We start from the raw sequence: 24797 nt of genomic DNA, 5'->3' as shown, positions 1-24797 counted from the left end.
GTAATGGTATAAAAATTGCTATATCCCATTCGCAATTGTGAAAGGTTAATAATTTTTTTAATTGAATGATCAATAACGGGGTAGCACGATGACAGCAGCAACGACAGTATCACAATCAAATGCATTTTCTATTGCAACCTTACTTTATGCACGTTTACGTCGTGTGAGTGGGCGTGTAGTTGATGCTTTATTTATGGTCGAAAATAAAGACTATGCGCGCTATGTAGCAAATTTAGCGTTAAATACTGAAGATCCAGAATTATCACGTTTAGTTGCACGTCTTTATACGGAATTAGAGTTGAGTGAAATCAGTGACGTGGTGGCAGTCGAAACTAAGTTAGCAATACCTAAGTTCAATGAAGACGATGAACAATATCTATATGCCAGTGAGCCCACTGCTGAAGATATTTATAAGGCGCAAGTTTCACATCGTTATATCGGCGCATTACGTTAATTTGAAACAAGATTAAAAAGAACCATTTGTGAAAGTCAAAAATGAAACGAATAAACAGACTTTCACCTATTGGATTACAGCCAAATAATAATGACTAAACATGGTGAATGGGTGAGATTTATAGAATTTATATGTTTATTTAATGGTTGACGGTAAAACCAAAGTACTTGGAATGTAGATGGGTAAAGAGTGATTTTAAATGATTTTGTTTAATTTATCTAATTGAAATGATAGATAGGAATTTGAAAATTCATTTCTATTTACAGCTTTGTTTTGTGTTGTTTGTAGAAAACATCAACTGCCATTTTCGTTCAATCTCTGTATAATGCGTTGACTTAACGATTAGGAATCTCTCATGCACTTAGCGGCATTGCATACTCCGAGCCAGATTCAACTTAACCAAGATGGTAACTTAAAACATTTCCTCACCATCGAAGGTCTTTCTAAAGAAACTCTCACAAAAATATTGGACACTGCACAGTCCTTTTTTAATGACCAAAATCAGCTGATTACCAATAACCTCCTTGAAGGTCGTACGGTAATGAACCTGTTTTTTGAGAACTCAACCCGTACACGAACCACTTTTGAAGCAGCAGCAAAGCGCCTGTCTGCAAACGTATTGAACATTGATATTGCACGTTCTAGTACATCAAAAGGCGAGACTTTGCGTGATACGTTGTGGAATCTTGAAGCCATGGCGACGGACATCTTTGTGGTACGTCATTCATCTTCAGGTGCACCACATTTTATTGCTAAAGATGTTTGCCCGCATGTTGCAATCATTAATGCAGGAGATGGTCGTCATGCACATCCAACACAAGCCATGTTGGATATGTTGACGATTCGCCGTGAAACTAAAAAGAATTTTGAAGATATTTCCATTGCGATTATTGGTGATATCAAGCATTCGCGCGTAGCACGTTCTGATGTTGCAGCATTGCAAACATTGGGCTGTAAAGATATTCGTGTCGTTGCACCGAATACATTGTTGCCATATGGCTTTAATGAATATGGTGAAGATGTTCGTTTATTTAACAATATGGAAGACGGTATTCGTGATTGCGATGTGATCATTACCCTACGCATTCAAAATGAACGTATTGATTCGCCTGCATTATCATCACAAGCTGAATTCTACAAGATGTATGGCTTAAACAAAGAGCGTTTGGCTCTAGCGAAACCCAATTGTATCGTAATGCATCCAGGCCCAATGAACCGTGGCGTTGAAATTGACTCAAGTATTGCCGATGGTAAGCAATCTGTGATTTTGCATCAGGTGACCAATGGTATCGCTGTGCGTATGGCGGTATTGGCTTTAGCAATGCAAGGTCAGTTACAAGAAAAAGGTTTGTTAGAAGCGATTGCAGGTTAAGGGAAAAGTCATGACTATTGTAAAAATTGAAAATGTACGTGTCTTAGACCCAATCAAAAAAAACGATAGCGTACAAACGGTTTACCTTGAAAATGGCAAACTTGTAGCGGAACAGAATGTAAGCGAAAGCACGGCGACAGAAACCATTGATGGCCAAGGCAAATGGCTGATGCCAAGTATGGTGGACTTGTGTGCGCGTTTACGTGAGCCAGGTCAGCAGCAACACGGGACTTTAAAGTCAGAAGGTCAAGCTGCGCGCGCCAATGGTATTTTGCATGTATTTACACCACCAGACTCAAAACCGATTGTGCAAGACAACGGTGCTTTGATTCATGGTTTGGTTGAAAAGGCGATGTTAGATGGTGGTATCTATCTACAAGTGATTGGTGCGCAGACCCAAGGACTTTTAGGTAAGCAACCTGCAAACATGGCTAGCTTGAAAAAAGGTGGTTGTACTGCTGTATCGAATGCCAATGCACCATTTATGGATGATGACGTCGTTATTCGTACCTTAGAATATGCTGCAGGTCTAAATATGACGGTTGTGTTCTATGCTGAAGAACCGCAGATTGCCAAAGACGGTTGTGTACATGAAGGCTTTGTTGCATCACGTCAAGGTTTACCTATGATTCCAGCCTTGGCTGAAACTGTGGCAATTGCTAAATACTTATTGATGATTGAAGCGACCAAAGTACGTGCACATTTTGGTTTATTGTCGTCAGGTGCATCCGTTGAATTAATTAAAAATGCCAAAGCGAAAGGTTTACCAGTGACCTGTGATGTTGCTATGCATCAATTGCATTTAACTGATCAATTGATTGATGGTTTTAACTCACTTGCACACGTGCGTCCACCACTTCGTTCTGAACAAGATAAAGAATTATTGCGTCAAGGCGTAAAAGAGGGCGTAATCGATGCCATTTGTACGCATCATGAGCCTCTCAGTAGTTCTGCAAAAATGGCGCCATTTGCTGAAACTCAACCGGGTTTCACTGCATTTGATACCTATATTCCATTTGGCATTGAACTGATTAATGAAGGTCTACTTACACCTTTAGCATGGGTTGAAAAAGTGACGATTGCGCCTGCAAAAGTGGCGCAAATGCAACAACGTTGGGCAGATGAAGCCGGTTGGGTTTTAGTTGATCCAGAACTTGAATGGACCATTAATAAAGACAGTATTGTGTCTAATGGTAAAAATACACCTCTGATCAATCAAACTGTAAAAGGTAAAGTGGTTCAATCTTTTTTTAATAAGTAGTAATTTTCTTTATTAATTTTAAAAAAGCCAGCATTGGTTGGCTTTTTTAAATTAAGAATGGTTAATAATTGTAATTTTGTGTATATTTACCCTTAATAACTAGGGGGTAATATGAAGTTTTATAATAAAATTTTAGGAATTAGTGCGGTTACATTATCTGTAACAGCTTGTAATGCTAATTTATTTTCTAAGCATGTTGCATGTGATAATCAGGAAGCAATAAGTCTAGTCGAACAGGTTTTAAAAGATGACTTATCAGAGACACTAGAGAAAGAGCTTAAATCTTTAATTTCAGATGGAGCTATCAAAGATTTAGATCCAGCAAAATTGAAACTTTCAGCACAATCTATCAAATTTACATTAGCAGATAGCCGAACTGAATTCATTGATCCAAACAGTCCTAAAACGACTTGTTCTATTGATTTATCGTTAGTACTACCATCGGATTTAGTTAAGAAATCAGATGAAGCTCGTGCCAAAATTGATAGATATTCAACAGAAGCTCAAGCAAATGATTTAGATGTGAATTATGATAATAATAAAATTAATTTAACACTGGAATATACATTACAACCTACAGATAAAGGTGATAAAATTTTTGCGTTAGTTAAGAACTCAAATAATATTAATACGCTAATATCAGATACTTTAACTTATGCGTTTTTAAAGCCACAAATCGAAAAAAATCAAATAAAATTAAAAGAAGAACAAAATAAACATGTGGTTCAAGCTGAATATGAAGCAAATCAAGCCCAATATGAAGCAAATTTAGCTGCTCAAGAAGCTACAGCAGCAGCTGAAGACGTTAATGCTGAATATTATGAAGATTATTAATGGGGAAGATGAATATGAATTTAAAAATTGTTTGTCTTACGGTTACGACAATGTTGATTGCTGCTTGTGATAAGGTTTCTGAGATTACTGGGTCGGCTGCTAAATGTGATAACGAAACTGCAAAAGAACTAGTAGTTGAGTCTTTTAGTAAAAGCTTAAATGAAGTTTCGAGTAATCGTATTAAAGAGCTAATTGAAATTGAAAATGTTACAATTGATATGGGTAAAATGCGAAGTGCATTAAAGCAAATTACCTTTCAAGTGACTGATGTGCGCACAAATAATACAGATCCAAATAGCAAAAAAAGTTATTGCGCAACTAATTTTGTAGTTAAGCTGCCTGAACAAATGATTACAGATGCAGATTCTGCTAGAGCTGTATATCAGGAAAATAATGTTGCTCAATCTGCTGTGTTGTCAGACTTAAGTTTTGAACAAAACCAACTGAAAAAAGAAATTGAGTATTTAGTTCAACCAACTGATGATGGAAAAAAAGTTTTTGTAACTTTAGAAAATCCAGATGCGATAGTCTATTTTGTAAGTAATGTTGCAGTTGACTCTTTATTAAAAGCTGCCAGATTAAATGCTGCAGAAGTTGCAAAGCAGGAGGAGGTAAAACGTGTTGCTGAGCAAAATGCTGCAGCGCAGGAATATCAACAAGTTTTACTGGCTGAAGCTAAAACTAATCTTGATAATGCCAATGAAAATCTAAATTTGGTTTGGAATGCTACAACAAAAGAAGTACGTGAGCAGTTATTGGCTGAACAAAAGATTTGGCTTAAGAAACGAGATTTAGAATGTAAACTAGAAAGTTCCAATACTGAAAATCCTGAAGTTTATCGATTAAATTGTGAGACAAATATGACAGTTACACGTACTTCTGAATTGCGTCAAAAAATTTATTATCTAGAACCTTAAGATCTTTCTAATTTTGAATAAAAGTCAGCTTCGGCTGGCTTTTTTTACGAGATATTTTCCACACGTATTGAAATTATGAGTTAAAAATCATTGTAAAACCGCAATGAACAAATTATTACATTTGATTAAAAAATAAGCATATAAACTAAAATCTGCATGAAAATAATGAGAAGAGCATGGAGTATAAGTATGAATATCGATTTAATTGAATTAATTAAACAGCACGTCTCATCGATTGTGCTAGACGGTGACACAGAGAATTTATTTGAAAAAAATTCTGCGATTAGTCAGTTTATTCCTGTGTTGTTGAATTTATTTCGTTCTAAGCCACAATTGATTGAAACATTTCAAAAGCAATTAAATCCACGGCTTTCAGATATCTTTGTATCTAACCCAAGTTTAAAAGATCAATTTCTACAACATTTAGGTGGGGCAGCGCCAGCATCACAAATTGAACACACGCTGAACCAATCAATTGCGCCTACACTCGGTATACTGGAAAATGAAGCAGGTTCATCAGATCCACAGGCGATTACCCATTTACTCGATAATCATGCTGATTCTATCTTGGCTGCTGTTCCACAATGGGCTTTACCATTACTCGCTGGTCTAGGAATAAATACCGCGGTAGGTAAAACATTACATCAAGCTCCAGTCATTGAACCTGAACCAATCATTGTTGAAGAAAAAAAATCCAATTGGCTACTTCCTTTAATTGCTTTACTGGTGTTATTGGGGCTAATTACGTTTTTATATAAAGCATGTTCGAATAAAGAGGAACCAGCAACATCAAGTACCACCGTTGCACAGCCTGCAGCATCTCAGCCAGCGCGTTTACAATTTACCACCGGTGTAGATGGTGCATTGACTAATTGTCAAATTCAAACTGGTGATGCCAACTATATGGATATCCTACAACAGCAAGTGAAGCAAATTTTTAATTTTGCTACAGGTTGTGGTGCTGTTTCAGATGCGAGTTACCATACACAATTCATTGATCAAGACACCATTCCAACAGTACTACAAAAATTAAAAGGTGTGCCGAATACCACTTTAACCTGGACAGAAAATCAATTGTCAATTTTGTCTCAAAATCCTGCGGATGCTAAAAATTTAGCGAGCCAAATTGCACCTTTAGCGAAAAATATGACGGTGTTGGTTCAAGAGGGTGTTGATGAAAGTTCTGCGGTTGATAATAGTATTACTGATGCACAAAAAGCCTTGGCGAGTATTAATCCAGATCAAATCCGTGCTTTAGATGTCGCAACAGCATTGAATCTACAAATTATTAATTTTGCGACAGGTTCTTCTGAAATTCCTGAAGTGAATAAATCTATTTTGGATCAGGCTGCTGCGTTGATGCAACGTGCATCACAAGTGCATTTAACGGTACAAGGTCATACCGATGCTGTGGGTGATGCTGCTGCTAATAAAAAACTGTCACAAGAACGTGCACAGTCAGTAGTAGATTATTTAGTTTCTAAAGGTGTTGACCCTGCTCAATTGCAAGCAGTGGGCTATGGTCAAGAAAAACCAGTCGCAGATAACAGCACAAAAGAAGGTCAGTTTAAAAACCGTCGTATCGAATTTGAAGTCTTAAATACTGAAAATGGTAAGGTACGTGATGTCAGTAGTGAGGGTGTGACAGAAACAACACACTAAGCTTTAAACTCAAGATTTTAACCATACAATAAAGAAAATCCCTGTTTTAAGCAGGGATTTTTCTCGTCAAGGCGGGGTGATTTTGATTAGAATACGTCTGAATAATAAAACACCAATGGTAATTTAAAGCATGAAAAAAATAATATTAACCAGCCTGATGATTTCGACGAGCTTAATGTCGGGTTGTGATTATTTTAAAAATAAGAAAGATGCGGAAGTGAAGTCAGATACACCGGTATTAGAAGATTGGAGCTGTACTGCAAATGCAAATATTCAACAGCTGCAAGATCATTTGAAGAGTGAATATCTAAAAGAATTAAACAAACAATTACGTCAGTCTGATTATGAAGCAGATCAACAGTTGATGGATTTAATTGTAAAAAATCTTCAATTTAAAATTAAAAATATAACCACTCTAACTGAAGATCCAAATAAAGCAAAAACATTGGAATGTGCTAGTCAATTGCAGGTGGTCTTTCCGAAGGGTTTACAAAAGCGTGCGGAAAATGCTTTTGCCGAACGTCCATGTGATGAATGTGAGGAAGGGTATTCAAATTACACCTTAAATGATTCATTGCAGGATGGTGAATCTGGTTTAAGCATGGAAAATGATCAGCTCAAAGGTAACTTTACTTATAGTATTACCAAAACGGATCAAGAAGGTTTGAGCCTCAGTGTGCCGAGTCAAAATGATGTGATTGATGGTGTGGTGACGGTGACACGACATGCTGTGTTATACGCAGCTTATAGTAAGCAAAATAAACAAGACGAAGAGTCTTATCAGCAAAGTATTGAAAGTCAAACTGAGCAAATGGGACTTGCTCAAAAAGCAATGGATATTCGTAAAAAAGAATTAGATCAGGATAATGCTGCTGTCGTGGATCGACTGAATCAAACTTGGGATCGTTTTAGTGATGAGCAAAAGGCACAATTGCAGCAAGATCAATCCGATTGGTTTGAAAAGCGCGATGTTGATTGTAAAGTGCTTGCACAAAAATCCGTGTATTCATTAAATGACAGTGAAAAAGAAACTTATCAAAAGCATTCACAGTATTGGGATGACGCCATGCAAAACCAAAATCAAAACATGCAATTCACCAAGTGTTTTAATCAAAAAACAAATGAACGTATTGTATATTTGAATAATGTGTTTAATTAAATTCTAGGATTAATTAAACCTGTCTCGTCTTGAAATAGATGGATAGAATTTCATTTAAAACCGAGTTAAGAAATTAACTCGGTTTTTGCTTTCTTATACTTTTGATTACTATGCAATTGCATCAAATAGGCATTCCTGACATGCTCTAGTTTATTTTAAAATATATTGAAGTTACGAATGCGAATAAGTATTGTCGGTGCAGGGCGTGTTGCACATCATCTTGCTCAAGTGCTCAGTACCCAACATCAAATTGTGCAAGTCTTAAATCGAAATCTACAGAAAGCGAAGTCACTTGCCGCATTGGTGAATGCTGAAGCCATAGATTCTTTTGAGCCGCTAGACTCAAATATTGATTTAGCAATTATTGCCGTTAGTGATCAATCGATTTCAACGGTGATTGGGCAGGTGCATTATTCACTTCCTGATGTGCTGATTGTGCATACATCTGGCAGTACCAATTTAGATGTACTTACTCAACAGCATTCACGTGCAGGCGTATTTTATCCATTACAAACCTTTAGTTTGGATCGTGAAGTGGATTGGAGCAATACACCGTTATTTGTTGAGGCGGTGAATAAAGGCGATTTAAATATTTTAACTGTTTTGGCGAACAGTTTAAGTCAGCATGTCTATCAGTACGATTCAGCACAGCGACTAAGTTTACATTTGGCAGCGGTTTTTGCTTGTAACTTTAGTAATTATTGCTATGACATGGCCAAACAAGTGGTTGATGCTAAACAGGTTGATTTTAGTTTGCTTTATCCCCTTATATTAGAAACTGCTCAAAAAGCCACACAGCATGATCCTCGTTTAATGCAAACAGGGCCAGCAATGCGAGGCGATCAAAATATATTAAATATGCATACTTCGATGCTGGCAGATGCTCAGCAAGTTGAATTGCAACAGGTTTATCGTTTATTGAGTGGGCAGATCTTAAAACGCCATACTGCCACTTAAAATTTGGAATTATTATCGATCGCTAGATGAAATATATAAGGACGTATTGTGGCAAAAGATTTTAATAGTCAGCTTGTGGTTGATGGATATGATGAGCACATCCGAAAACTCATTCCTGGTTATGAGTTGATTCATCAGCAGATTCAAAGCATTTTGAAGTTACATCTTCAGGAAAATGCGCATGTACTGATTATTGGCTGTGGCACAGGTTATGAGTTGAATTATTTGTTGGCTGCACATCCAAACTGCACATTTACTGTGACAGAACTTTCTGAAAATATGCTGAATCAAGCTCGACAAAATGTTCAAGCTACAGGGCAGGCATATCGAGTTAATTTTGTATTGGGTAGCCATACAGATTTTGAGGTACCTGAAGTATTTGATGCGGTGTTGTGTATTTTGGTCACTCATTTTATTGAGCAAGATGCTAAACCTTTATTTTTAGCCAAAGCGTTTGAACTGCTTAAGCCACAGGGCATATTTTTAAGCTTTGATTTAATGCTGTCACAGTCGAGTGTAGAGCTGGATATATTACCTCAGTTTTGCCAAGCGCAAGGTTTAACAAAACACCAAGCGGATAAAATGATGCAACGTTTGGCAGATGATTTTGAGCTGATATCACAGTCGGATTATCAAACTTTACTAACGAAAATTGGCTTTGAGCACATCTATTGTTTTAGCCAAATATTTAGTTATGCCGCATATTGGGCAGTGAAAAGTTAAAAATCGTGCTGAGAACACCATAAAATATTTTAGAAAGTAACTATTCAGCCTGCGTCAAATCACTTATTGTTCAGATATAAAAATAATCAACTGGACGAAAATAATGTCAAAAACGGAATTTGATTACATCATTATTGGTGGTGGTAGTGCAGGTTGTGTATTAGCTGCGCGTTTAAGTGAAGATCCTGAGGTCACAGTCTGTTTACTTGAAGCTGGTGGGCAAGGTGATCAATGGACAGTCAATATTCCAGCCGCTTGTGTGGTAAGCCTACCTACTAAAATTAATAATTGGGCATTTGAAACTGTGCCGCAAAAAGGCTTGAATGGGCGTAAAGGTTATCAACCTCGTGGGAAGTGTCTAGGCGGATCATCGAGCATTAATGCCATGATTTATATCCGTGGCCATAAAAATGATTATGACCAATGGGCAGCGCAAGGCAATATAGGCTGGTCTTACGACGAGGTATTACCGTACTTTATTCGTTCTGAAAAAAATAACCGTATTCACAATGAATATCATGGCAATGATGGGCCTCTGTCTGTCACAGATGTACAGAGTGATAATATTTTCCATCAGCGTTATACCGAAGCTGCACGTGCGCAAGGTCATAAAGTTTTAGATGACTTTAATGGTGCCGAGCAAGAAGGGCTTGGCGTTTATCAAGTGACCCATATCAATGGGGAGCGTTGTAGTGTGGCACGGGCTTATTTATTTCCACATTTAAACCGTCCAAATTTAACTGTTTTCACCAAAGCGACTACCCATAGAATTGTAATTGAAAATAAAGTCGCGACAGGCGTAGAAGTACAGCATGCAGGGCAGTTGAAAGTACTGAAAGCACAGCGAGAAGTGTTGCTGAGTGCGGGTGCTATACAATCTCCACAAATTTTAATGCTTTCGGGTATTGGTGAACAAACTGAATTACAGGCATATGGTATTGAGTTAAAGCACCACTTACCGGGTGTCGGCAAAAATTTCCACGACCATCCTGACTTTATCTTTGGTTATAGTGTAAAGGAGTATCAAGGAACCTTTGGTATTTCAATTCCCGGCTCGATGGATATGCTGAAACAAATTGGCCGTTACCGTAAAGAACGTCGTGGCATGATTGCTTCAAATTTTGCTGAGTGTGGCGGCTTTTTAAAGACTTCACCAGAGCTGGAAATTCCGAACTTACAATTACATTTTGTTGTGGCACTTGTCGATGATCATGCACGTAAGTTCCATGCCAGTCATGGCTTGTCTTGCCATGTATGTCTGTTGAATCCACGTAGTCGCGGTACAATTAAAATCAGTGGTTCAAGTATTCATGATCCATTATTAATTGATCCAAATTTTTTAGGCGATGATCAGGATGTTGAAGATTTAGTCCAAGGTTTTAAAATTACTCAGCAATTGATGTTATCACCTGCCTTAGCGGGTCATTACAAGCAAGATCTATTTACCTCATTGGTCAAAACGGATGATGATATTCGTGCCATATTACGTCAGCGGGTAGATACGGTTTATCATCCTGTTGGTAGCTGTAAGATGGGCATCGATGAAATGGCTGTCGTTGATCCAGAGCTGAAAGTGTATGGTATTCAGAACTTACGTGTAGTGGATGCATCGATTATGCCGTCTGTGGTTAATGGCAATACTAATGCACCAACCGTGATGATTGCCGAAAAAGCAGTGGATATGATTCGTCAAGCGCAGCAGCAATCTAAGGTTGCTTAATATTTTTCTGATTTAAATAATAAAAAAACCACCGATGTCGGTGGTTTTTTAAATTTTCAAAATAGATTAATTGATCTTTTTGAAAATGAAGTCATTAATTTTATGACCTGCCTCAATACCACGACGTTCAAATTTGGTTTGTGGACGCCATTCAGGACGAGGGTAGCTATTGCCTTTACCCGCAAGATTCTCTAAACGCGGACGGTTGTCCAATACGTCTAACATCCATTCAGCATACGGTTCCCAGTCTGTTGCAGCATGGAAAGTACCGCCCATTTCCAATTTTTCTTCAACTAACGGCATGCGGTCATGTGAAACGAAACGGCGTTTGAAATGACGTTTTTTCTGCCATGGGTCAGGGAAATACAATTGAACGGTATTAATACTGTTGTCTGGCATTTCACGCAGCACTTGAATGGCATCTGCATCCAACACACGTAGGTTAGTTAAGCCTGCTAGACCTGCTTCATATACACACTGTGCAATACCTGGTACGTGTACTTCAATGCCGACAAAGTTACGTTCAGGATTTGCTTTTGCCATCAGTACCAATGAACGGCCCATACCAAAACCAATTTCGACAGTCAGAGGACGCTCAGGGTGTTCAAAGTGTTGACGTAGATCACCAACAGGGTAATCTAAAATTAAATGGCCATGTTGTTCCAATGCAGTACGTTGAGATGTATTGAGTGGAGTTGAACGACGCATAAACGTTACGATTTCACGGTGTTCGTTTAGGTTATCCAGTTCTACGGCTTGCTGGTCTAATTGATCGTTCGACATAACTTTGGCAAATGTAAAAAATTCGAATGCGGTATTTTAAGTCCTGAGTCTGACAAGTCAAATTTTTTCAGGAAAAAAGCGACTCTAAGGTACTGCTAAAGCAAGTGCTAGGATTCAGATTAGAGTTTATTTTCGGCTTGATCATCAAGCATTGGTAAAATGATTTTTACGCGTGTATGACCCGGTTTTGAATCAATATGAAACTCACCATCTATTCTTGCAATACGTGTACGCATGCTATGTAATCCCACATGTAGGCCTTGATCGACTTCAGATGGATCAAAACCGATCCCATTGTCTTCAATTTGCAAAATCAATAGATCGTCTAGTTCACTCAGGGAAACAGTGACTTTATTGGCCTGGCTATGTTTTAAGATGTTGGTGAGGGTTTCTTCGGCAACACGTGTCAATGTTAAACATTGTGCGGCATTCGGGCTATTAATCCATGTTGGTGCAAAGCTCCAATTTGATTGGATTTCTAATTCCTCAAATAATTGTACAAAACGATGTCGAATCGGTGCAGCCCATTCAATAGGTGTGTCAGGCGCTTTTACACCGATGCTTGAGCCTGAGTCGATGACTTGTCGAAGGTCATTTCGAAAGAGTTTCAGCATCGACATAATTTGTGGTTTCTCAACCTTGTCATTTTGTTCGAGCAACAACATTGAACGGACAATCGAACCGCCCAAACCATCATGTAGGTCATGGGAAAGATGAATGCGCTCTTGTAGTCGAACATTTTCAATAGCAAGTTGATGTTGTTTTTCTAAAGATTCGGTCAGTTCGGTTTTAGCCCGAGATACGTTTTCCGATAAAGTTTTATTAAAACGATCAATTTGGCGTGCATTACGAGCTAAACGTAAACCTAAAATTGCCCCTAAAGACAGCGTGGTGAAAGGGCCTGTATACGGTGATAGCGGGCGACCTTCCATAGAAATCACAAAATGCGCATCGTGAAAAGCAATTGGGATAAAGAGTAAATATACAGCAGCCATTAAGTAACTTTCAGGCTGTTTAGATTGATAAGCCAAAAAGGGGAAGCTAATACATTTTGCTAAAAAGATCAGCACCGCAACACCGAAAAAGATTTGAATGACAGTATTCAGTTGTGTGAGCGGTATGAAGCTTAGACACACGAGTGCGACTGTGAAAAATGCCCAAAGTGCTTTTTCTAGGCGCGGGAAACTACGATCCACAAATGACCATAGCGCTAAACAACCCGATACAGTATAAAAGCAAAAAATAATATTCTGAATTCTGTCTAATACTGTAGTTGAAAACGGTAATGGGCCTGTTAATAAAAAGCAGATGCTATAAAAAATCCAGAAAAAATTGGTTATTGCAAACCATAAAAAACTGCGTTCCTTACGATTGGTCAGCCAAGCGAGAAAATAGAAAATACCAACCACGAAGCTAATCATGGCGTTAAATTCAATTAGGGTTCTTTTTTCAAGTAGCCAACTTTTGTAGATAGGCAATACACTTTGATTTGTACCTAGACTGATTTGCCCCAGTCCAGATTTTTGCGTCAAGCTACCGTAGACCTGTACCCATATGACATTTCTACCTTCATTTAAACTTGACGGGGCAATGCTCCATTGGCGTGGGACATATTGGCTACGAGATGCAGGCTCATGTACAGATAAATCACTCCATAGCAATGAATCATTAATATAAATCTTGCCACTTTGAGTAATGCTTTCGAGCGCAAAAGAAATGGGTGCTTGGACGGATGTTGTACAGTGATAATTAAAATCAATTTTGTACCAAGCATTGCCATGAAAATCTGGCCAGCGTGAGCTCCACTGGTCGGGAAATTGTTGTATGTTAAGCCAGCCTGCGGTGGGACGTAGTTGAGGATTTAATTGGTTGCCTTGTGCAACCTGAATAGATTTGATATTTGCTGTACAGCTTGGGGTGTTTTGTAGGCTTGCATTGACTGCTGAGCAAAAAAATAAGTTGATAAATACTACGATGCTATAAATGATGAGCACATTGAGATATTTTTGGACTGGATCAAATACAAATCCTTGTCTCATTATTCCGCCTTTCCCCTAAGTTCTAAATCATTTAAAAGAAATGCGGAAGTAAATGAATCAAAACTAAAAATATATTTTAATATTCTGTCATTGTATTTTTTATAAACATAAGATTCAATAAAATTTATAATTTTCATTGAATTAGTAGATGATTGTTCATTTGAATGTGGTTGAAAACACATAATATTGCCGCCTCACTTGGGCGGCAAATTAAGCTAAATGGAATTTCAAAATGACCAAGCGTAGGCTTAATTATTGATTCGATCAATTAAGGTTGCGCTGGCTTCATTGAGACCAAGTAACTGCGTTTTGATGCCTTTTGCTTCAAATTTCTCCACCACACTATTTAGCATATTTACCGAGGTAATATCCCAAATGTGTGCATTTGACAAGTCAATTTCCACCGATTGAATGTGCTCATTAAAGTTAAAAAATTGGTAAAAACGATCTGAACTACTAAAGAAAATTTGACCACTGACTTGGTAGCGACGTTGATGATTATGTAAAGTTGAAGTGACTTTTACTGAGCTTTCTAATTGATTAATGATAAATAGCGCTGAAAGTAAAACGCCAACAAATACGCCAAGTGCTAAGTTATGTGTCAGCAAAACGACAATAACTACAGCAATCATCACAATGTTAAAAGAGATTGGGTGTTTGCTAAATTGCTTGACTGACCCCCATTGGAACGTCGTCAATGAAACCATAATCATAATTGCGACCAAAGCTGCCATTGGCACATAAGCCAGCCAATCTTTTAGGAAGACAACCAAACAGAGTAGGAAAACACCTGCGATTAAGGTCGATAGGCGTGTACGCGCACCAGAAGTTACATTAATAATAGATTGACCAATCATGGCACAACCGGCCATACCGCCCATAAATCCGCTAACAATATTTGCCATCCCTTGGCCACGGCATTCTTGATGGCGATCTGCTTCAGTATGGGTGATTTCATTAATCACCGTTGTGGTCATCATGGTTTCAAGTAAACCGACAGTCGCTAACGTCATGGAATACGGGAAAATAATCGTCAGTGTTTCTATATTGAATGGAATATTCGGAATTAAGAAAATAGGTAAGGTATCAGGTAACTGCCCTAAATCACTGACGGTGCGCATATCTGAACCTAAAAATAGCGCCAAGCAACTTAAAACAATAATACAAACGAGAGGGGATGGAATTGCTTTACCAAGTTTAGGAATATAGGGAAATAAGTAAATCACAGCTAAGCCAAGCAGCATGAATAGATAACCCGTACTATCCATTTTGGAAATTTCAGGTATTTGAGCAACAAAGATTAAAATCGCCAGTGCATTTAAGAAACCGTAGACCACTGCCTGAGAGACAAAGCGCATTAACTTTGCAACTTTAAAATAGCCAGCAATAATTTGGATGATCCCTGTAAGCACAGTCGCTGCTAATAAATATTGTAAGCCATGTTCTTTGACTAAGGTAATCATCAGCAGTGCCATTGCGCCTGTCGCCGCTGAAATCATGGCAGGGCGACCACCAAAAAATGCGATACTGACAGCAATACAAAAAGATGCATATAGTCCGACTTGTGGATCAACACCTGCAATCGCTGAAAACGCTATTGATTCTGGAATGAGTGCTAAACCAACCACTAAACCGGCCAGTACATCGCTACGAATATTAGAAAACCATTGATCTTTTTTGAGTTGCAGCACTGTATATTTTCATCAAACTTTAAACAGGGCTATGTTAAAACAACTGAATAAAAAAATGCATAACAGTTTGACTTGAAAATTCTATAGATATGGACAATAGTCAATGAGTATATGTGTTTCAGCATTTACGCTTTTTTGCAATTTACAGGTTTGATCACTTGAAAGTTTGTCAGAAGCGATTTAAAACAGTTAATAGTTTATAACAAGGATCAGATATGAAGCTTTATTATTCGCCAGGTGCATGTTCATTGGCTGCCCATATAATTTTAAATGAAATTAACGTAGATTTTGATTTGGTTCGTGTTGACCTTATAACCCATAAAACAGAAAAAGGATTAGATTATTACGAGATTAATCCAAAAGGATATGTTCCAGCTTTAGAAATTAATCCAGGTTTGATACTGACTGAAAACGTAGCGATTCTACCGTTCTTGGCACAACATGATCCTAAACAAGACTTAATTCCACCATCAGGCTTAGGTCGTGCAAAAGTATTGGAGTGGTTAGGTTATCTGAATTCTGAATTGCATGATGCCTATGCAGTATTCTTTGGTGCGCCATTAGATGCTGTAGCAAAAGAAAAAGCCTATGCTGAAATTGACCGTTTATTGAGTTATATCGATAAAGCGATTGGCGAGTCAGATAATGATTATTTGGTTGATGATAACTTTGGTCCGGCAGATGCCTACCTTTTTGTACTTACAAATTGGTCAAATGGCATTGAGCACGATTTAACACCGTATAAAAATATTATTGCGATTCGTAATAAAGTTGCTGAGCGTCAATCGGTACAAATTGCAATGCGAGATGAAGGCTTGATTCCTTAAAATATCTTTAGTTATTTATAAAAACGCCTCATTGTGAGGCGTTTTTTGCTGATCTATAAAAGTTTTAGTATTCAAACTGTGTATAAAAGTCATCAAAGTTAATATTATTTAAGGTCAATGTTTGGGGCGTTTTAAAGCTCGTCCATTTAATTTGGGTTTTACTTTCTTCAAAGGTGTTGCCACCCAGTATTTCCTTGCGTTTATGGGTTAGAAAATTATAGCTCTTAGACGTTTCTTCTCCTGAAGCGCGATGAAAACTGCTGTAATCAAATCCAATCAATTCAAAGCGCTTATTTTGCCATCTAAAGGTATAGCTGTGACGTGGCCATTCCCAGCCACCACAGGCCATAAAGTAGCTGAAATGTACCTTTAAAATTCCTTTAGAAATTTTAAGCTTATCCGCTTCAGCCAGTGGGTCGAGCAAACATGAGTTGGCTTGTTCAGCAACAGGAATACTATTGTTTTCTGCAACTCGTTGGTAACCCTGAGCAGTTTTAAAGAATACTAAAAATTTTCGCGGATTGTCATGAATGACCTCGCCACCTTCATCTTTTGTAACGATATCAACTTTCTGCTTCTCAACAATCATTGCTATATCTTGCAGCTGATCTTTATTTAAGTCACCAGTTGCTGCCATTAAGATGTCCCAACCTTTTGGCGCGAGTAATCTGGCCTGGGCTGGAATTTGGGCATGTAGGTAACATGGAAGTACCAAAAGGGGAAAGGTGTAAATGAGTTTGGGAATTTTCATTATTATCGTCAAAAAAAGGACTCGTTTGAGTCCTCTTTATAGCGTGAATCAGGGCTTATTTAAAGAAGTATCCTGTTTCAGGTGAGCTCGCATTGGCCATACGTTTACGTGGCATACGACCAGCAAGGAACGCTTCACGACCAGCTTCAACGGCTTTTTTCATAGCTGAAGCCATCAATATTGGATTTTGTGCAGCCGCAATCGCTGTATTCATTAATACACCGTCGCAGCCCAATTCCATTGCTATAGCTGCATCGCTTGCTGTACCAACACCAGCATCAACCAATACTGGCACTTTAGCGTTTTCTTTAATAATTGAAATGGTGTGTGGGTTGAGAATACCAAGACCAGAACCAATTAAACTACCTAAAGGCATAATCGCAACACAGCCCATACTTTCAAGCTCTTGTGCCACGATTGGATCATCAGAGGTATACACCATTATCTCGAAACCATCATCTATTAAAGTACGTGCTGCTTTCAACGTTTCGGTAATATTCGGGTAGAGGGTTTTTTCATCACCCAATACTTCTAATTTGACCAAGTTGTGACCATCCAATAATTCACGTGCCATCATGCAGGTGCGTACTGCGCTATTGGCATCAAAGCAACCCGCTGTATTGGGTAAAATGGTGTACTTTTCAGGCGGAATCACAGAAAGCAAGTTAGGCTGATCCGCATGTTGACCAATGTTCACACGTCGAATTGCAACGGTAACAATCTCCGCGCCGCTGGCTTGAATCGCTAAATCTGTTTCATTTAGGTCTTTATATTTACCGGTACCGACCAATAAACGTGAGTTAAAAGTTCGTGAACCTATAATTAAAGGTGTGTCTTCCATGGGAGCTCCATTTTAGCCGCCGCCAACGGCATGAATAATTTCAATATGATCTTGCTCAGCAATTAGTGTTTGTTCCAATTTGCTTTTTGAGATGATCATTTCATTTTTTTCGACAGCGAAACGTTTACCCTCTAGTTGCAATTGTTGAATCAATTGCAACAGGTTTATACAGTCAGTTTGAGTTGCTTCGCCGTTTAAAAATATTTGCATTTGTGCTGATTTCCATTCGTTCTAGGCAAATTTGAAGATTGAGTCTGTTTTGTTCGCTTCAGTACTCTTTATTCGTTTATCTTGCAAATTTAAACGCATTCCATGCGAGGATGACCCAACCTGCAATCATCAGTGCACCGCCAATTGGGGTGATTGCACCTAAACCACGCGGTAAGCCAAGCGCCATGATATATAGTGAGCCACAGAAAAACAAAATACCAATTTGGATAAGAAGGAAGCTGGCTTTGATCGGAATTTGCGGAATCACTTTCGCAATAATTGCAAGTGCAAGTAAACCGAGGGCGTGATAGAAAAAATAGTCGGTTGCGGTTTGCCACCAAGCAAGTTGAGCTTCACTGGCACGTGCTTTTAATCCATGTGCGCCAAAAGCACCAAGCATGACTGCAAAAGCTAAATTGAGTGCGGAGATTGCCATCCACATGTGCATTCACCCTAACAAATTTTGCGCACAACCATAGCATATTTTTGAACGTAATTTAAGTAAAACGACCCAATCTTTATTTTGATTTAAACCAAAAAAAAAGAGCATTTAGATGCTCTTTTTTCATGGATATTAGACCGAATTCAGTCATTAATTTGATGACATTGCGACTTTGATTTTCTCCATCGCATTTTTTTCTAACTGACGAATACGTTCTGCAGAGACATTATATTCAGCTGCAAGTTCATGTAGCGTTGATTTTTCATCATCTAGCCAACGACGCTGCAAAATATTACGAGAACGATCATCGAGTTGATCCATCGCATCATGCAAAGCAGTGCTACTTTGTTCTTCGTAATCTTCTTCTTCAGCCAAGCGAGCAGGGTCGTAGCGGTTATCTTCTAAATATAGCGCTGGGGCAACATGCGTTGAACCTTCGTCATCGTCATCACCTTGTGCTTCGAAGGCTGCATCGTATGCTGTTAAACGACCTTCCATTTCGAGCACTTGTGCTGCAGTCACATTTAAGTCATTGGCGATTGACTCAGCTTCAGCCATGGTGAGCTTTTTAGACGATTTTTTTAAGCTACGTAAATTAAAGAATAATTTTCGCTGCGCTTTGGTAGTTGCAATTTTAACAATACGCCAGTTACGAATCACATATTCGTGAATCTCTGCCTTAATCCAATGCACTGCAAAAGAAACAAGGCGAACACCCATAGTAGGGTCAAAGCGTTTTACTGCTTTCATTAAGCCCAAGTTACCTTCTTGAATCAGGTCGCCTTGTGGCAGGCCATAGCCTGCATAGCTACGCGCAATATGTACAACAAAACGCAAGTGCGACATTACCAACATTTTGGCAGCATCTAAATCTTGGTCGTAGTAATAACGTTCGGCCAGCTCTTTTTCTTGTTCGGCCGTTAAAATAGGAATTTGGTTAACAGTACTAATATAAGCACCGAGATTCACCCCGGGTGCCGATAATGACAGGGGCATCAATTGATTGCTGCTGTCACTCATATCTTCTCCTTGAGAAATAATAAAGGCTATGCCCAATAATTAAGATTTATCTTAATCCAATATTTCGCTAAATAATGGAAAATTGGGTATAGAAATGTAAAGTTTTATGCAAATGTGAAGCAATTAAGTTTATACGAAACTTTTTAAGATTCAATTAAGTAATGAAATTCAGACTCTGAAATTTTACTCAATTGAAAGTCTAACTGATGAATTTGACAGTATCGTGATACATCTTGTTGACTATGTGGGTCAGATGACTTCAAAAGCAAAGAATGTCCAGAACTATTCTTTAATGCTTTTTTTAACATCAATAAAGGCATTGGGCAGGGTTTACCCATTGCATCAACAGTGAGCACTGTCTTTTTACCATCATTCACAGCTGAACTTCATCGCATTTACATATGAAATGAAATATTAGCAAATACAGTGCCAAATCCCAACTATAAAAAGGCGAAAAGTCTTAGCCATTCATTGTTGAAAAGTATGTGAAAAAATAAGCTTATTGATAAGGAATTTAGCGCAAAAAAACCTATTATTTGCGTTTAACCCATGTTAAGCTCGTTGCGTTATTAAGATTTATGAGGGCTGTGAAGCCGCGTTTTTCTTGATATATTTGGATGTAACCGGGATTTTGTTGATAGTTTTACAGAATGATTACAAGCTTAGAAATAAAAATATTTTTTAACCTTGTTTGGTCTGCTGTTTGCAACACCGGGTGGTCCTTCTTTTTTAAATACGATAAGGATTAACTTATGACAGCTCGTGAACAAGGCGTTGTTAAATGGTTCAACGACACTAAAGGCTTTGGCTTTATTCAACGTAACGGCGGCGACGACGTATTCGTTCATTTCCGCGCAATTATGGGCGAAGGCCACCGTTCACTTCGTGACGGCCAACGCGTAGAATTCAGCGTTGTTAAAGGTCAAAAAGGCTTCCAAGCTGAAGAAGTACAACCTTTAGACTAATCGTCTGAATGTACTCAAAAACGCTCCAATGTAAATTGGGGCGTTTTTTGTTTATAATGCTTCAGCAATTTTGTGATTATTCAATTAGGGCACATCTATATGTCATCAGGTTTTGAAACCTTAAATTTACATCCGAACCTTAAAAAAGCCATTGATGCTTTAGGTTTTAAGGATATGACGCCTATTCAGCAAAAGGTTTTAAAATTTACATTGGCTGGACATGACGCTATTGGTCGTGCTCAAACTGGTACTGGGAAGACTGCGGCTTTCTTGGTCAGTGTGATCAATGACTTGTTGAATAATCCAATTAAAGAACAGCGTTATCGTGGTGAACCGCGTGCATTGATTCTTGCACCAACGCGCGAACTTGCTTTGCAAATTGAAAGTGATGCAAAAGAATTAGTGAAATACACTGATTTGAATGTCATGACTTTGCTCGGTGGGGTAGATTTTGATAAGCAAAAAAATCTTTTAAATCGTAATTTTGTCGACATTATGGTGGCGACACCGGGTCGCTTGATTGATTTTGTTGAACAAAAAGAAGTTTGGCTAGATCAAATAGAATTTTTAGTGATTGATGAAGCTGACCGTTTATTAGATATGGGCTTTATCCCATCTGTAAAACGTATCGTGCGCTTTTCACCACGTAAAGAACAACGACAAACTTTGATGTTCTCTGCAACATTTAGTTATGACGTTTTAAATTTGGCACAGCAATGGTTGTTTGAACCAGTGACTGTTGAAATTGAACCTGAGAAAAAAACCAATGCCGACGTAGAACAACGTGTCTACATGGTGGCAAAATCTGACAAATATAAATTGTTAGAAGAAATTTTACGTGTAGAGCCGATTGAAAAAGTAATGATCTTTGCCAATCGACGTGATCAAGTACGTAAGTTGTATGATCATCTTAAAAGAGATGGTTATAAAGTGGTGATGTTGTCTGGTGAAATCGCGCAAGACAAACGCCTAAAAATGTTGGATCAATTTAAAAATGGTCAACATAATATTATGATTGCGACTGACGTTGCTGGGCGTGGTATTCATGTGGATGGCGTTTCACACGTGGTGAACTTCACATTACCTGAACAGTCAGATGATTATGTACATCGTATTGGTCGTACCGGTCGTGCAGGTACTCGCGGTGTGAGTATTAGCTTTTTGTCAGAAGATGATGCGTTCTCTTTGCCAGAAATTGAAAAAGCCATTGGTCAAAAATTACCTTTAACCCGCTTGGAAGGTTATTGCTAATTAAAAGCAGAATGCCAGTTAAAAAAAGCCACTCAATTGAGTGGCTTTTTTATGGATGAGTCATATTTACCGTCACCATAGTTTAGTATTACTTCGCCTGACAAGTAAAAGTTAAAACAGTTTGATAGTCGTCATCTTTACTGATGCTACCGCTGTTACCAGTAATGGTACCAAGTACGCCAGCAGCCGCTTGAATCATTTGTCCAGTTTTTTCATCGACGACACCTTTTAATACGCCGTTGTATTCTTGTTTTTCGTCAACAACGATAGGTGAAGCATTTTTACCACAAGTACTATTAGCCGCAGCAATTGCGTTATTTTTAGCAGCAATACTGGTTTTTCCTACGGCTGTTACTTCGTATTGATTATTTGGTTTTTGTACGGCAAGTGTTTTAGTTGGTGTGCTTGTACATGCTGTCATTAATATTGCAGCTGAAAGTGCAGTAACTACAGCATAAGTTTTTTTCATTACTTTCATGGTATACCCCGTAACAGAAATAATTTAAATCATTTGATCATAAAAATGCTTATACAACAGGGATGTGCTGTACAGATTATGCAGTTTTTTTATAGTGAATCTGTGAATGAGGCTTCTAGCAAAGAGATCTGTGAGTCAACAGTAGAAACATTCTAGAGTAAGTGCTTGAGAATATGCTAATCTTGAGCAAAAGTTTTTAAGTACAGTAGATAGATGTCAATTCTAAAATCAGCAGTTGATTCAGTTCATCAAAATATTCATCAGCGTCAGTCAATTGGTCATTTAATTGAGCCTGCGCCGAATGCTGAACAATTGGAACAAGCATTTCAAGCGGCGCTTACTGCGCCTGACCATCACCGTTTAAAGCCAACACGTTTTGTTGTTATTCCTGAAACTGAACGTGAATCATTTGGTGAGCTTTTATCACAGGCTTTAGCGGATACTGGGCAAACAGAAGAAGCACAATTAGAACGTGTAAAACACCATCCATTTCGTGCACCTTTACTTGTTTTAGCACTTACAAAATTACAAGATCATCCCAAAGTACCGCATTTTGAACAAATTTTAAGTTCTGGTGCAGCTGTACAAAACTTCCTTCTTTCGCTACAAGTACAAGGTTTTTCAACAATGTGGCGTAGTGGTGCTGTCGTTGAATCTAAACTTTTTAAGCAAGCCTTAGGTCTTACTGAAAATGATTTAATTTCAGGCATTATTTATATAGGTACAGCAGTGAAAGCAATTCCTGCACGTGCAGAAATAAATTCAGCGGATTTTGTCAGCCATTGGCATAAATGAAATAGATAGAAATACGTAATTAGGATAAAACTAAAATGTCAGAACTTGATTTCGCAAGCCTAGTGAGCCCTGTATCAGTTGATCAAAAAACAGCACTACGTGTGACGGTTTTGGGTGGAGGGAGCTTTGGTACGGCAATGGCAAATACTGCTGTACGTAATGGTTGCGATACCATGATTTGGATTCGTGATGAAGCAGTTGCAGCTGATATTAATGCAACTCATATTAATAAGCGTTATTTACCTGATTTTCAACTTGAAGCAGGTTTGGTGGCTGTTTCTGATTTAGAGCAGGCTGTATGTAATCGCGATATTATTTTAGTGGCTATTCCGAGCCATTCTTTTCGTAGTGTGTTGCAACAAATTAAACCCTTTATAACCTCGCAAGCTGTGGTGTCGTTAACCAAAGGTATTGAAGCCAATACTTTTAGTTTTATGAGCGATATTATTCGTGAAGAATTACCAGAAGTTCCCTACGGTGTGCTGTCAGGGCCAAACCTAGCGAAAGAAATCGTGGCTGGACAACCTGCAGGGACTGTAATTGCCAGCCAATCAGAGCTAGTGCGTTATGCAGTTCAGCAAGCTTTACACAGTGCATTATTCCGTGTTTTTGCCAGTGATGATGTGCATGGTGTAGAACTTGGTGGTGCTTTAAAGAATATTTATGCGGTCGCGATGGGTTTGGCTGCGGCATATGGTGTCGGTGAGAACACTAAAAGTATGATTCTAACCCGTGCTTTAGCTGAAATGAGTCGCTTTGCCGTTAAGTTAGGAGCTAATCCATTAACCTTCCTCGGTTTGTCGGGGGTTGGTGATTTATTTGCAACCTGTAGTAGCCCATTGAGTCGAAACTATCAAGTTGGTTTTGCGTTAGGAAGTGGTAAATCATTAGAGCAGGCAACCACTGAGTTAGGACAAACAGCGGAAGGTATTAATACGATTGTTCAAGTGCGAGCACGTTCTGAAGAGCTTGATGTATATATGCCAATTACGAGTGCTTTATATGAAGTTATTTTTGAAGGTGCACCTGCAATAAATATCGCACTTTCACTTATGAAAAATGGGCATCGTAGTGATGTGGAATTTGTACTGCCGCATCAGCAGGTTTAAACGCTCGAAGTTTTGTGAATAATCATAGCTTTGTCATACATGCTATATATAATATGCTGGATAGAATAGGGACATTTTATGCAACTCACTTTAGTAAGACATGGCGAAGCTGCGCCACCTATCATGGGAAATGATATCAAACGCCCATTAACAGAACGTGGTATTGCACAAGCAGAGCAAACAGCACAGTACTTGAAAGATTTGATTCATCCGGAGGTTTTTGTGGTGAGTCCTTTACTTAGAGCACAGCAAACGCTTTCGTACTTGCAAAAGTATTTCCCAAACGTTCCTGTGGTGGTGTGTAATGCCATTAAACCAGAAGATGATGCAAAAATTGCGGTGGAGTGGTTGTCTCATTTACCGTATGAGTCTATTGTTGTGGTGTGTCACATGAACGTTGTTGCGCATATTGCATCATTATTGGTATCGGAATTCTTTAATCCGTATTCCCTTGCTGAAGCCCGAATTTATGATCAGGCAGTTATTGCGCCAGGTTTATCAACACAAATTAAATCGTTTATACCATCTATATAAAA

Annotated in this window: 26 protein-coding genes; 16 read left to right on the top strand and 10 right to left on the bottom strand. The window is 38.4% G+C overall.

Annotation, left to right across the window (positions count from 1 at the left end):
* Positions 1 to 88: 88 nt before the first annotated feature.
* From A9J31_RS02515 to A9J31_RS02470, 10 genes are all read left to right on the top strand, one after another.
* Positions 89 to 454 (top strand): hypothetical protein, encoded by a 366-nt coding sequence (locus A9J31_RS02515; protein ID WP_067762248.1) that lies wholly within the window; start codon positions 89 to 91, stop codon positions 452 to 454.
* A 355-nt stretch (positions 455 to 809) separates the two neighbouring features.
* Positions 810 to 1826, top strand: coding sequence for an aspartate carbamoyltransferase catalytic subunit (locus tag A9J31_RS02510; protein ID WP_067762246.1), 1017 nt, complete (start codon positions 810 to 812; stop codon positions 1824 to 1826).
* 10 nt (positions 1827 to 1836) lie between these two features.
* Positions 1837 to 3087, top strand: a complete 1251-nt coding sequence (locus A9J31_RS02505) for a dihydroorotase (RefSeq protein WP_067762244.1) — start codon at positions 1837 to 1839, stop codon at positions 3085 to 3087.
* Between the two features lie 111 nt (positions 3088 to 3198).
* Positions 3199 to 3921 (top strand): hypothetical protein, encoded by a 723-nt coding sequence (locus A9J31_RS02500; RefSeq protein WP_067762242.1) that lies wholly within the window; start codon positions 3199 to 3201, stop codon positions 3919 to 3921.
* 14 nt (positions 3922 to 3935) lie between these two features.
* Positions 3936 to 4838 carry a lysozyme inhibitor LprI family protein gene (locus A9J31_RS02495; protein WP_245668194.1) on the top strand — a complete coding sequence of 301 codons (903 nt, stop codon included), beginning with the start codon at positions 3936 to 3938 and terminating at the stop codon, positions 4836 to 4838.
* Positions 4839 to 5027: 189 nt separating this feature from the next.
* A complete protein-coding gene (locus A9J31_RS02490) occupies positions 5028 to 6500 on the top strand; it encodes an OmpA family protein (protein ID WP_067762240.1) in 1473 nt (490 codons plus the stop codon).
* Between the two features lie 130 nt (positions 6501 to 6630).
* A complete protein-coding gene (locus tag A9J31_RS02485; protein ID WP_067762238.1) occupies positions 6631 to 7659 on the top strand; it encodes a hypothetical protein in 1029 nt (342 codons plus the stop codon).
* A 177-nt stretch (positions 7660 to 7836) separates the two neighbouring features.
* Entirely contained in the window at positions 7837 to 8616 is a 780-nt protein-coding gene (locus A9J31_RS02480) for a Rossmann-like and DUF2520 domain-containing protein (RefSeq protein ID WP_067762236.1), read from the top strand.
* A 48-nt stretch (positions 8617 to 8664) separates the two neighbouring features.
* Positions 8665 to 9339 carry an SAM-dependent methyltransferase gene (locus A9J31_RS02475; protein WP_067762234.1) on the top strand — a complete coding sequence of 225 codons (675 nt, stop codon included), beginning with the start codon at positions 8665 to 8667 and terminating at the stop codon, positions 9337 to 9339.
* A 103-nt stretch (positions 9340 to 9442) separates the two neighbouring features.
* Positions 9443 to 11059, top strand: coding sequence for a GMC family oxidoreductase (locus A9J31_RS02470; RefSeq protein WP_067762232.1), 1617 nt, complete (start codon positions 9443 to 9445; stop codon positions 11057 to 11059).
* 66 nt (positions 11060 to 11125) lie between these two features.
* Here A9J31_RS02470 and trmB read toward each other — a convergent pair whose 3' ends face one another.
* The 3 genes from trmB to A9J31_RS02450 form a co-directional block, all read right to left on the bottom strand.
* Positions 11126 to 11842, bottom strand: a complete 717-nt coding sequence (trmB, locus tag A9J31_RS02465) for a tRNA (guanosine(46)-N7)-methyltransferase TrmB (protein ID WP_067762230.1) — start codon at positions 11840 to 11842, stop codon at positions 11126 to 11128.
* A 119-nt stretch (positions 11843 to 11961) separates the two neighbouring features.
* Positions 11962 to 13881, bottom strand: coding sequence for a sensor histidine kinase (locus tag A9J31_RS02460; RefSeq protein WP_067762228.1), 1920 nt, complete (start codon positions 13879 to 13881; stop codon positions 11962 to 11964).
* Between the two features lie 248 nt (positions 13882 to 14129).
* Complete coding sequence (locus tag A9J31_RS02450) at positions 14130 to 15572, bottom strand: SulP family inorganic anion transporter (protein WP_067762224.1); 1443 nt, start codon at positions 15570 to 15572, stop codon at positions 14130 to 14132.
* 215 nt (positions 15573 to 15787) lie between these two features.
* Between A9J31_RS02450 and A9J31_RS02445 the strand changes: the two genes are divergently transcribed.
* Positions 15788 to 16399, top strand: a complete 612-nt coding sequence (locus A9J31_RS02445) for a glutathione binding-like protein (RefSeq protein ID WP_067762222.1) — start codon at positions 15788 to 15790, stop codon at positions 16397 to 16399.
* A gap of 64 nt (positions 16400 to 16463) precedes the next feature.
* On the opposite strand, the gene A9J31_RS02440 is transcribed toward A9J31_RS02445, so the two are convergent.
* The 6 genes from A9J31_RS02440 to A9J31_RS02415 all read right to left on the bottom strand — a co-directional run bounded on the left by A9J31_RS02440 (position 16464) and on the right by A9J31_RS02415 (position 20001).
* The gene (locus tag A9J31_RS02440) at positions 16464 to 17150 is read right to left on the bottom strand and encodes a hypothetical protein (protein WP_067762220.1); all 687 of its coding nucleotides are present in this window, start codon (positions 17148 to 17150) and stop codon (positions 16464 to 16466) included.
* Positions 17151 to 17205: 55 nt separating this feature from the next.
* Entirely contained in the window at positions 17206 to 17991 is a 786-nt protein-coding gene (locus tag A9J31_RS02435) for a thiazole synthase (protein ID WP_067762218.1), read from the bottom strand.
* A gap of 12 nt (positions 17992 to 18003) precedes the next feature.
* On the bottom strand, positions 18004 to 18201 hold the full coding sequence (gene thiS / locus A9J31_RS02430; protein ID WP_067762216.1) for a sulfur carrier protein ThiS: 198 nt from the start codon (positions 18199 to 18201) through the stop codon (positions 18004 to 18006).
* A 76-nt stretch (positions 18202 to 18277) separates the two neighbouring features.
* Positions 18278 to 18643 (bottom strand): DUF423 domain-containing protein, encoded by a 366-nt coding sequence (locus A9J31_RS02425; RefSeq protein WP_067762213.1) that lies wholly within the window; start codon positions 18641 to 18643, stop codon positions 18278 to 18280.
* 150 nt (positions 18644 to 18793) lie between these two features.
* The gene (gene rpoH, locus A9J31_RS02420; protein ID WP_067762211.1) at positions 18794 to 19663 is read right to left on the bottom strand and encodes an RNA polymerase sigma factor RpoH; all 870 of its coding nucleotides are present in this window, start codon (positions 19661 to 19663) and stop codon (positions 18794 to 18796) included.
* A 143-nt stretch (positions 19664 to 19806) separates the two neighbouring features.
* The gene (locus A9J31_RS02415) at positions 19807 to 20001 is read right to left on the bottom strand and encodes a sulfurtransferase TusA family protein (RefSeq protein WP_067762280.1); all 195 of its coding nucleotides are present in this window, start codon (positions 19999 to 20001) and stop codon (positions 19807 to 19809) included.
* 414 nt (positions 20002 to 20415) lie between these two features.
* Here A9J31_RS02415 and A9J31_RS02410 point away from each other — a divergent pair, with 414 nt between their 5' ends.
* Positions 20416 to 20628: a cold-shock protein gene (locus tag A9J31_RS02410; RefSeq protein ID WP_005014923.1), complete on the top strand. Its 213-nt coding sequence runs from the start codon at positions 20416 to 20418 to the stop codon at positions 20626 to 20628.
* A 99-nt stretch (positions 20629 to 20727) separates the two neighbouring features.
* Complete coding sequence (gene rhlB / locus A9J31_RS02405; RefSeq protein ID WP_067762209.1) at positions 20728 to 21879, top strand: ATP-dependent RNA helicase RhlB; 1152 nt, start codon at positions 20728 to 20730, stop codon at positions 21877 to 21879.
* An 88-nt stretch (positions 21880 to 21967) separates the two neighbouring features.
* On the opposite strand, the gene A9J31_RS02400 is transcribed toward rhlB, so the two are convergent.
* Positions 21968 to 22348, bottom strand: a complete 381-nt coding sequence (locus A9J31_RS02400; protein ID WP_067762278.1) for a hypothetical protein — start codon at positions 22346 to 22348, stop codon at positions 21968 to 21970.
* 228 nt (positions 22349 to 22576) lie between these two features.
* Here A9J31_RS02400 and A9J31_RS02395 point away from each other — a divergent pair, with 228 nt between their 5' ends.
* The 3 genes from A9J31_RS02395 to A9J31_RS02385 all read left to right on the top strand — a co-directional run bounded on the left by A9J31_RS02395 (position 22577) and on the right by A9J31_RS02385 (position 24795).
* Positions 22577 to 23152, top strand: coding sequence for a nitroreductase family protein (locus A9J31_RS02395; protein WP_067762276.1), 576 nt, complete (start codon positions 22577 to 22579; stop codon positions 23150 to 23152).
* Between the two features lie 35 nt (positions 23153 to 23187).
* Positions 23188 to 24261, top strand: coding sequence for an NAD(P)H-dependent glycerol-3-phosphate dehydrogenase (locus A9J31_RS02390; protein WP_067762207.1), 1074 nt, complete (start codon positions 23188 to 23190; stop codon positions 24259 to 24261).
* Between the two features lie 78 nt (positions 24262 to 24339).
* Entirely contained in the window at positions 24340 to 24795 is a 456-nt protein-coding gene (locus A9J31_RS02385) for a SixA phosphatase family protein (RefSeq protein WP_067762205.1), read from the top strand.
* Positions 24796 to 24797 lie beyond the last annotated feature (2 nt).

Source organism: Acinetobacter gandensis (assembly GCF_001678755.1).
Classification (GTDB): Bacteria; Pseudomonadota; Gammaproteobacteria; order Pseudomonadales; family Moraxellaceae; genus Acinetobacter; species Acinetobacter gandensis.
Note: the sequence above shows the minus strand (reverse complement) of the source record. Positions and strands in the feature narration are given on the sequence as shown.

Excerpts from the sequence above, each read along its gene's own strand:
- A9J31_RS02515 (WP_067762248.1), top strand. The coding sequence starts at position 89 with ATGACAGCAGCAACGACAGTATCACAATCAAATGCATTTTCTATTGCA.
- A9J31_RS02510 (WP_067762246.1), top strand. The coding sequence starts at position 810 with ATGCACTTAGCGGCATTGCATACTCCGAGCCAGATTCAACTTAACCAA.
- A9J31_RS02505 (WP_067762244.1), top strand. The coding sequence starts at position 1,837 with ATGACTATTGTAAAAATTGAAAATGTACGTGTCTTAGACCCAATCAAA.
- A9J31_RS02500 (WP_067762242.1), top strand. The coding sequence starts at position 3,199 with ATGAAGTTTTATAATAAAATTTTAGGAATTAGTGCGGTTACATTATCT.
- A9J31_RS02495 (WP_245668194.1), top strand. The coding sequence starts at position 3,936 with ATGAATTTAAAAATTGTTTGTCTTACGGTTACGACAATGTTGATTGCT.
- A9J31_RS02490 (WP_067762240.1), top strand. The coding sequence starts at position 5,028 with ATGAATATCGATTTAATTGAATTAATTAAACAGCACGTCTCATCGATT.
- A9J31_RS02485 (WP_067762238.1), top strand. The coding sequence starts at position 6,631 with ATGAAAAAAATAATATTAACCAGCCTGATGATTTCGACGAGCTTAATG.
- A9J31_RS02480 (WP_067762236.1), top strand. The coding sequence starts at position 7,837 with ATGCGAATAAGTATTGTCGGTGCAGGGCGTGTTGCACATCATCTTGCT.
- A9J31_RS02470 (WP_067762232.1), top strand. The coding sequence starts at position 9,443 with ATGTCAAAAACGGAATTTGATTACATCATTATTGGTGGTGGTAGTGCA.
- trmB (WP_067762230.1), bottom strand. The coding sequence starts at position 11,842 with ATGTCGAACGATCAATTAGACCAGCAAGCCGTAGAACTGGATAACCTA.
- A9J31_RS02460 (WP_067762228.1), bottom strand. The coding sequence starts at position 13,881 with ATGAGACAAGGATTTGTATTTGATCCAGTCCAAAAATATCTCAATGTG.
- A9J31_RS02445 (WP_067762222.1), top strand. The coding sequence starts at position 15,788 with ATGAAGCTTTATTATTCGCCAGGTGCATGTTCATTGGCTGCCCATATA.
- A9J31_RS02440 (WP_067762220.1), bottom strand. The coding sequence starts at position 17,150 with ATGAAAATTCCCAAACTCATTTACACCTTTCCCCTTTTGGTACTTCCA.
- A9J31_RS02435 (WP_067762218.1), bottom strand. The coding sequence starts at position 17,991 with ATGGAAGACACACCTTTAATTATAGGTTCACGAACTTTTAACTCACGT.
- thiS (WP_067762216.1), bottom strand. The coding sequence starts at position 18,201 with ATGCAAATATTTTTAAACGGCGAAGCAACTCAAACTGACTGTATAAAC.
- A9J31_RS02425 (WP_067762213.1), bottom strand. The coding sequence starts at position 18,643 with ATGTGGATGGCAATCTCCGCACTCAATTTAGCTTTTGCAGTCATGCTT.
- rpoH (WP_067762211.1), bottom strand. The coding sequence starts at position 19,663 with ATGAGTGACAGCAGCAATCAATTGATGCCCCTGTCATTATCGGCACCC.
- A9J31_RS02415 (WP_067762280.1), bottom strand. The coding sequence starts at position 20,001 with ATGGGTAAACCCTGCCCAATGCCTTTATTGATGTTAAAAAAAGCATTA.
- A9J31_RS02410 (WP_005014923.1), top strand. The coding sequence starts at position 20,416 with ATGACAGCTCGTGAACAAGGCGTTGTTAAATGGTTCAACGACACTAAA.
- rhlB (WP_067762209.1), top strand. The coding sequence starts at position 20,728 with ATGTCATCAGGTTTTGAAACCTTAAATTTACATCCGAACCTTAAAAAA.
- A9J31_RS02400 (WP_067762278.1), bottom strand. The coding sequence starts at position 22,348 with ATGAAAAAAACTTATGCTGTAGTTACTGCACTTTCAGCTGCAATATTA.
- A9J31_RS02390 (WP_067762207.1), top strand. The coding sequence starts at position 23,188 with ATGTCAGAACTTGATTTCGCAAGCCTAGTGAGCCCTGTATCAGTTGAT.
- A9J31_RS02385 (WP_067762205.1), top strand. The coding sequence starts at position 24,340 with ATGCAACTCACTTTAGTAAGACATGGCGAAGCTGCGCCACCTATCATG.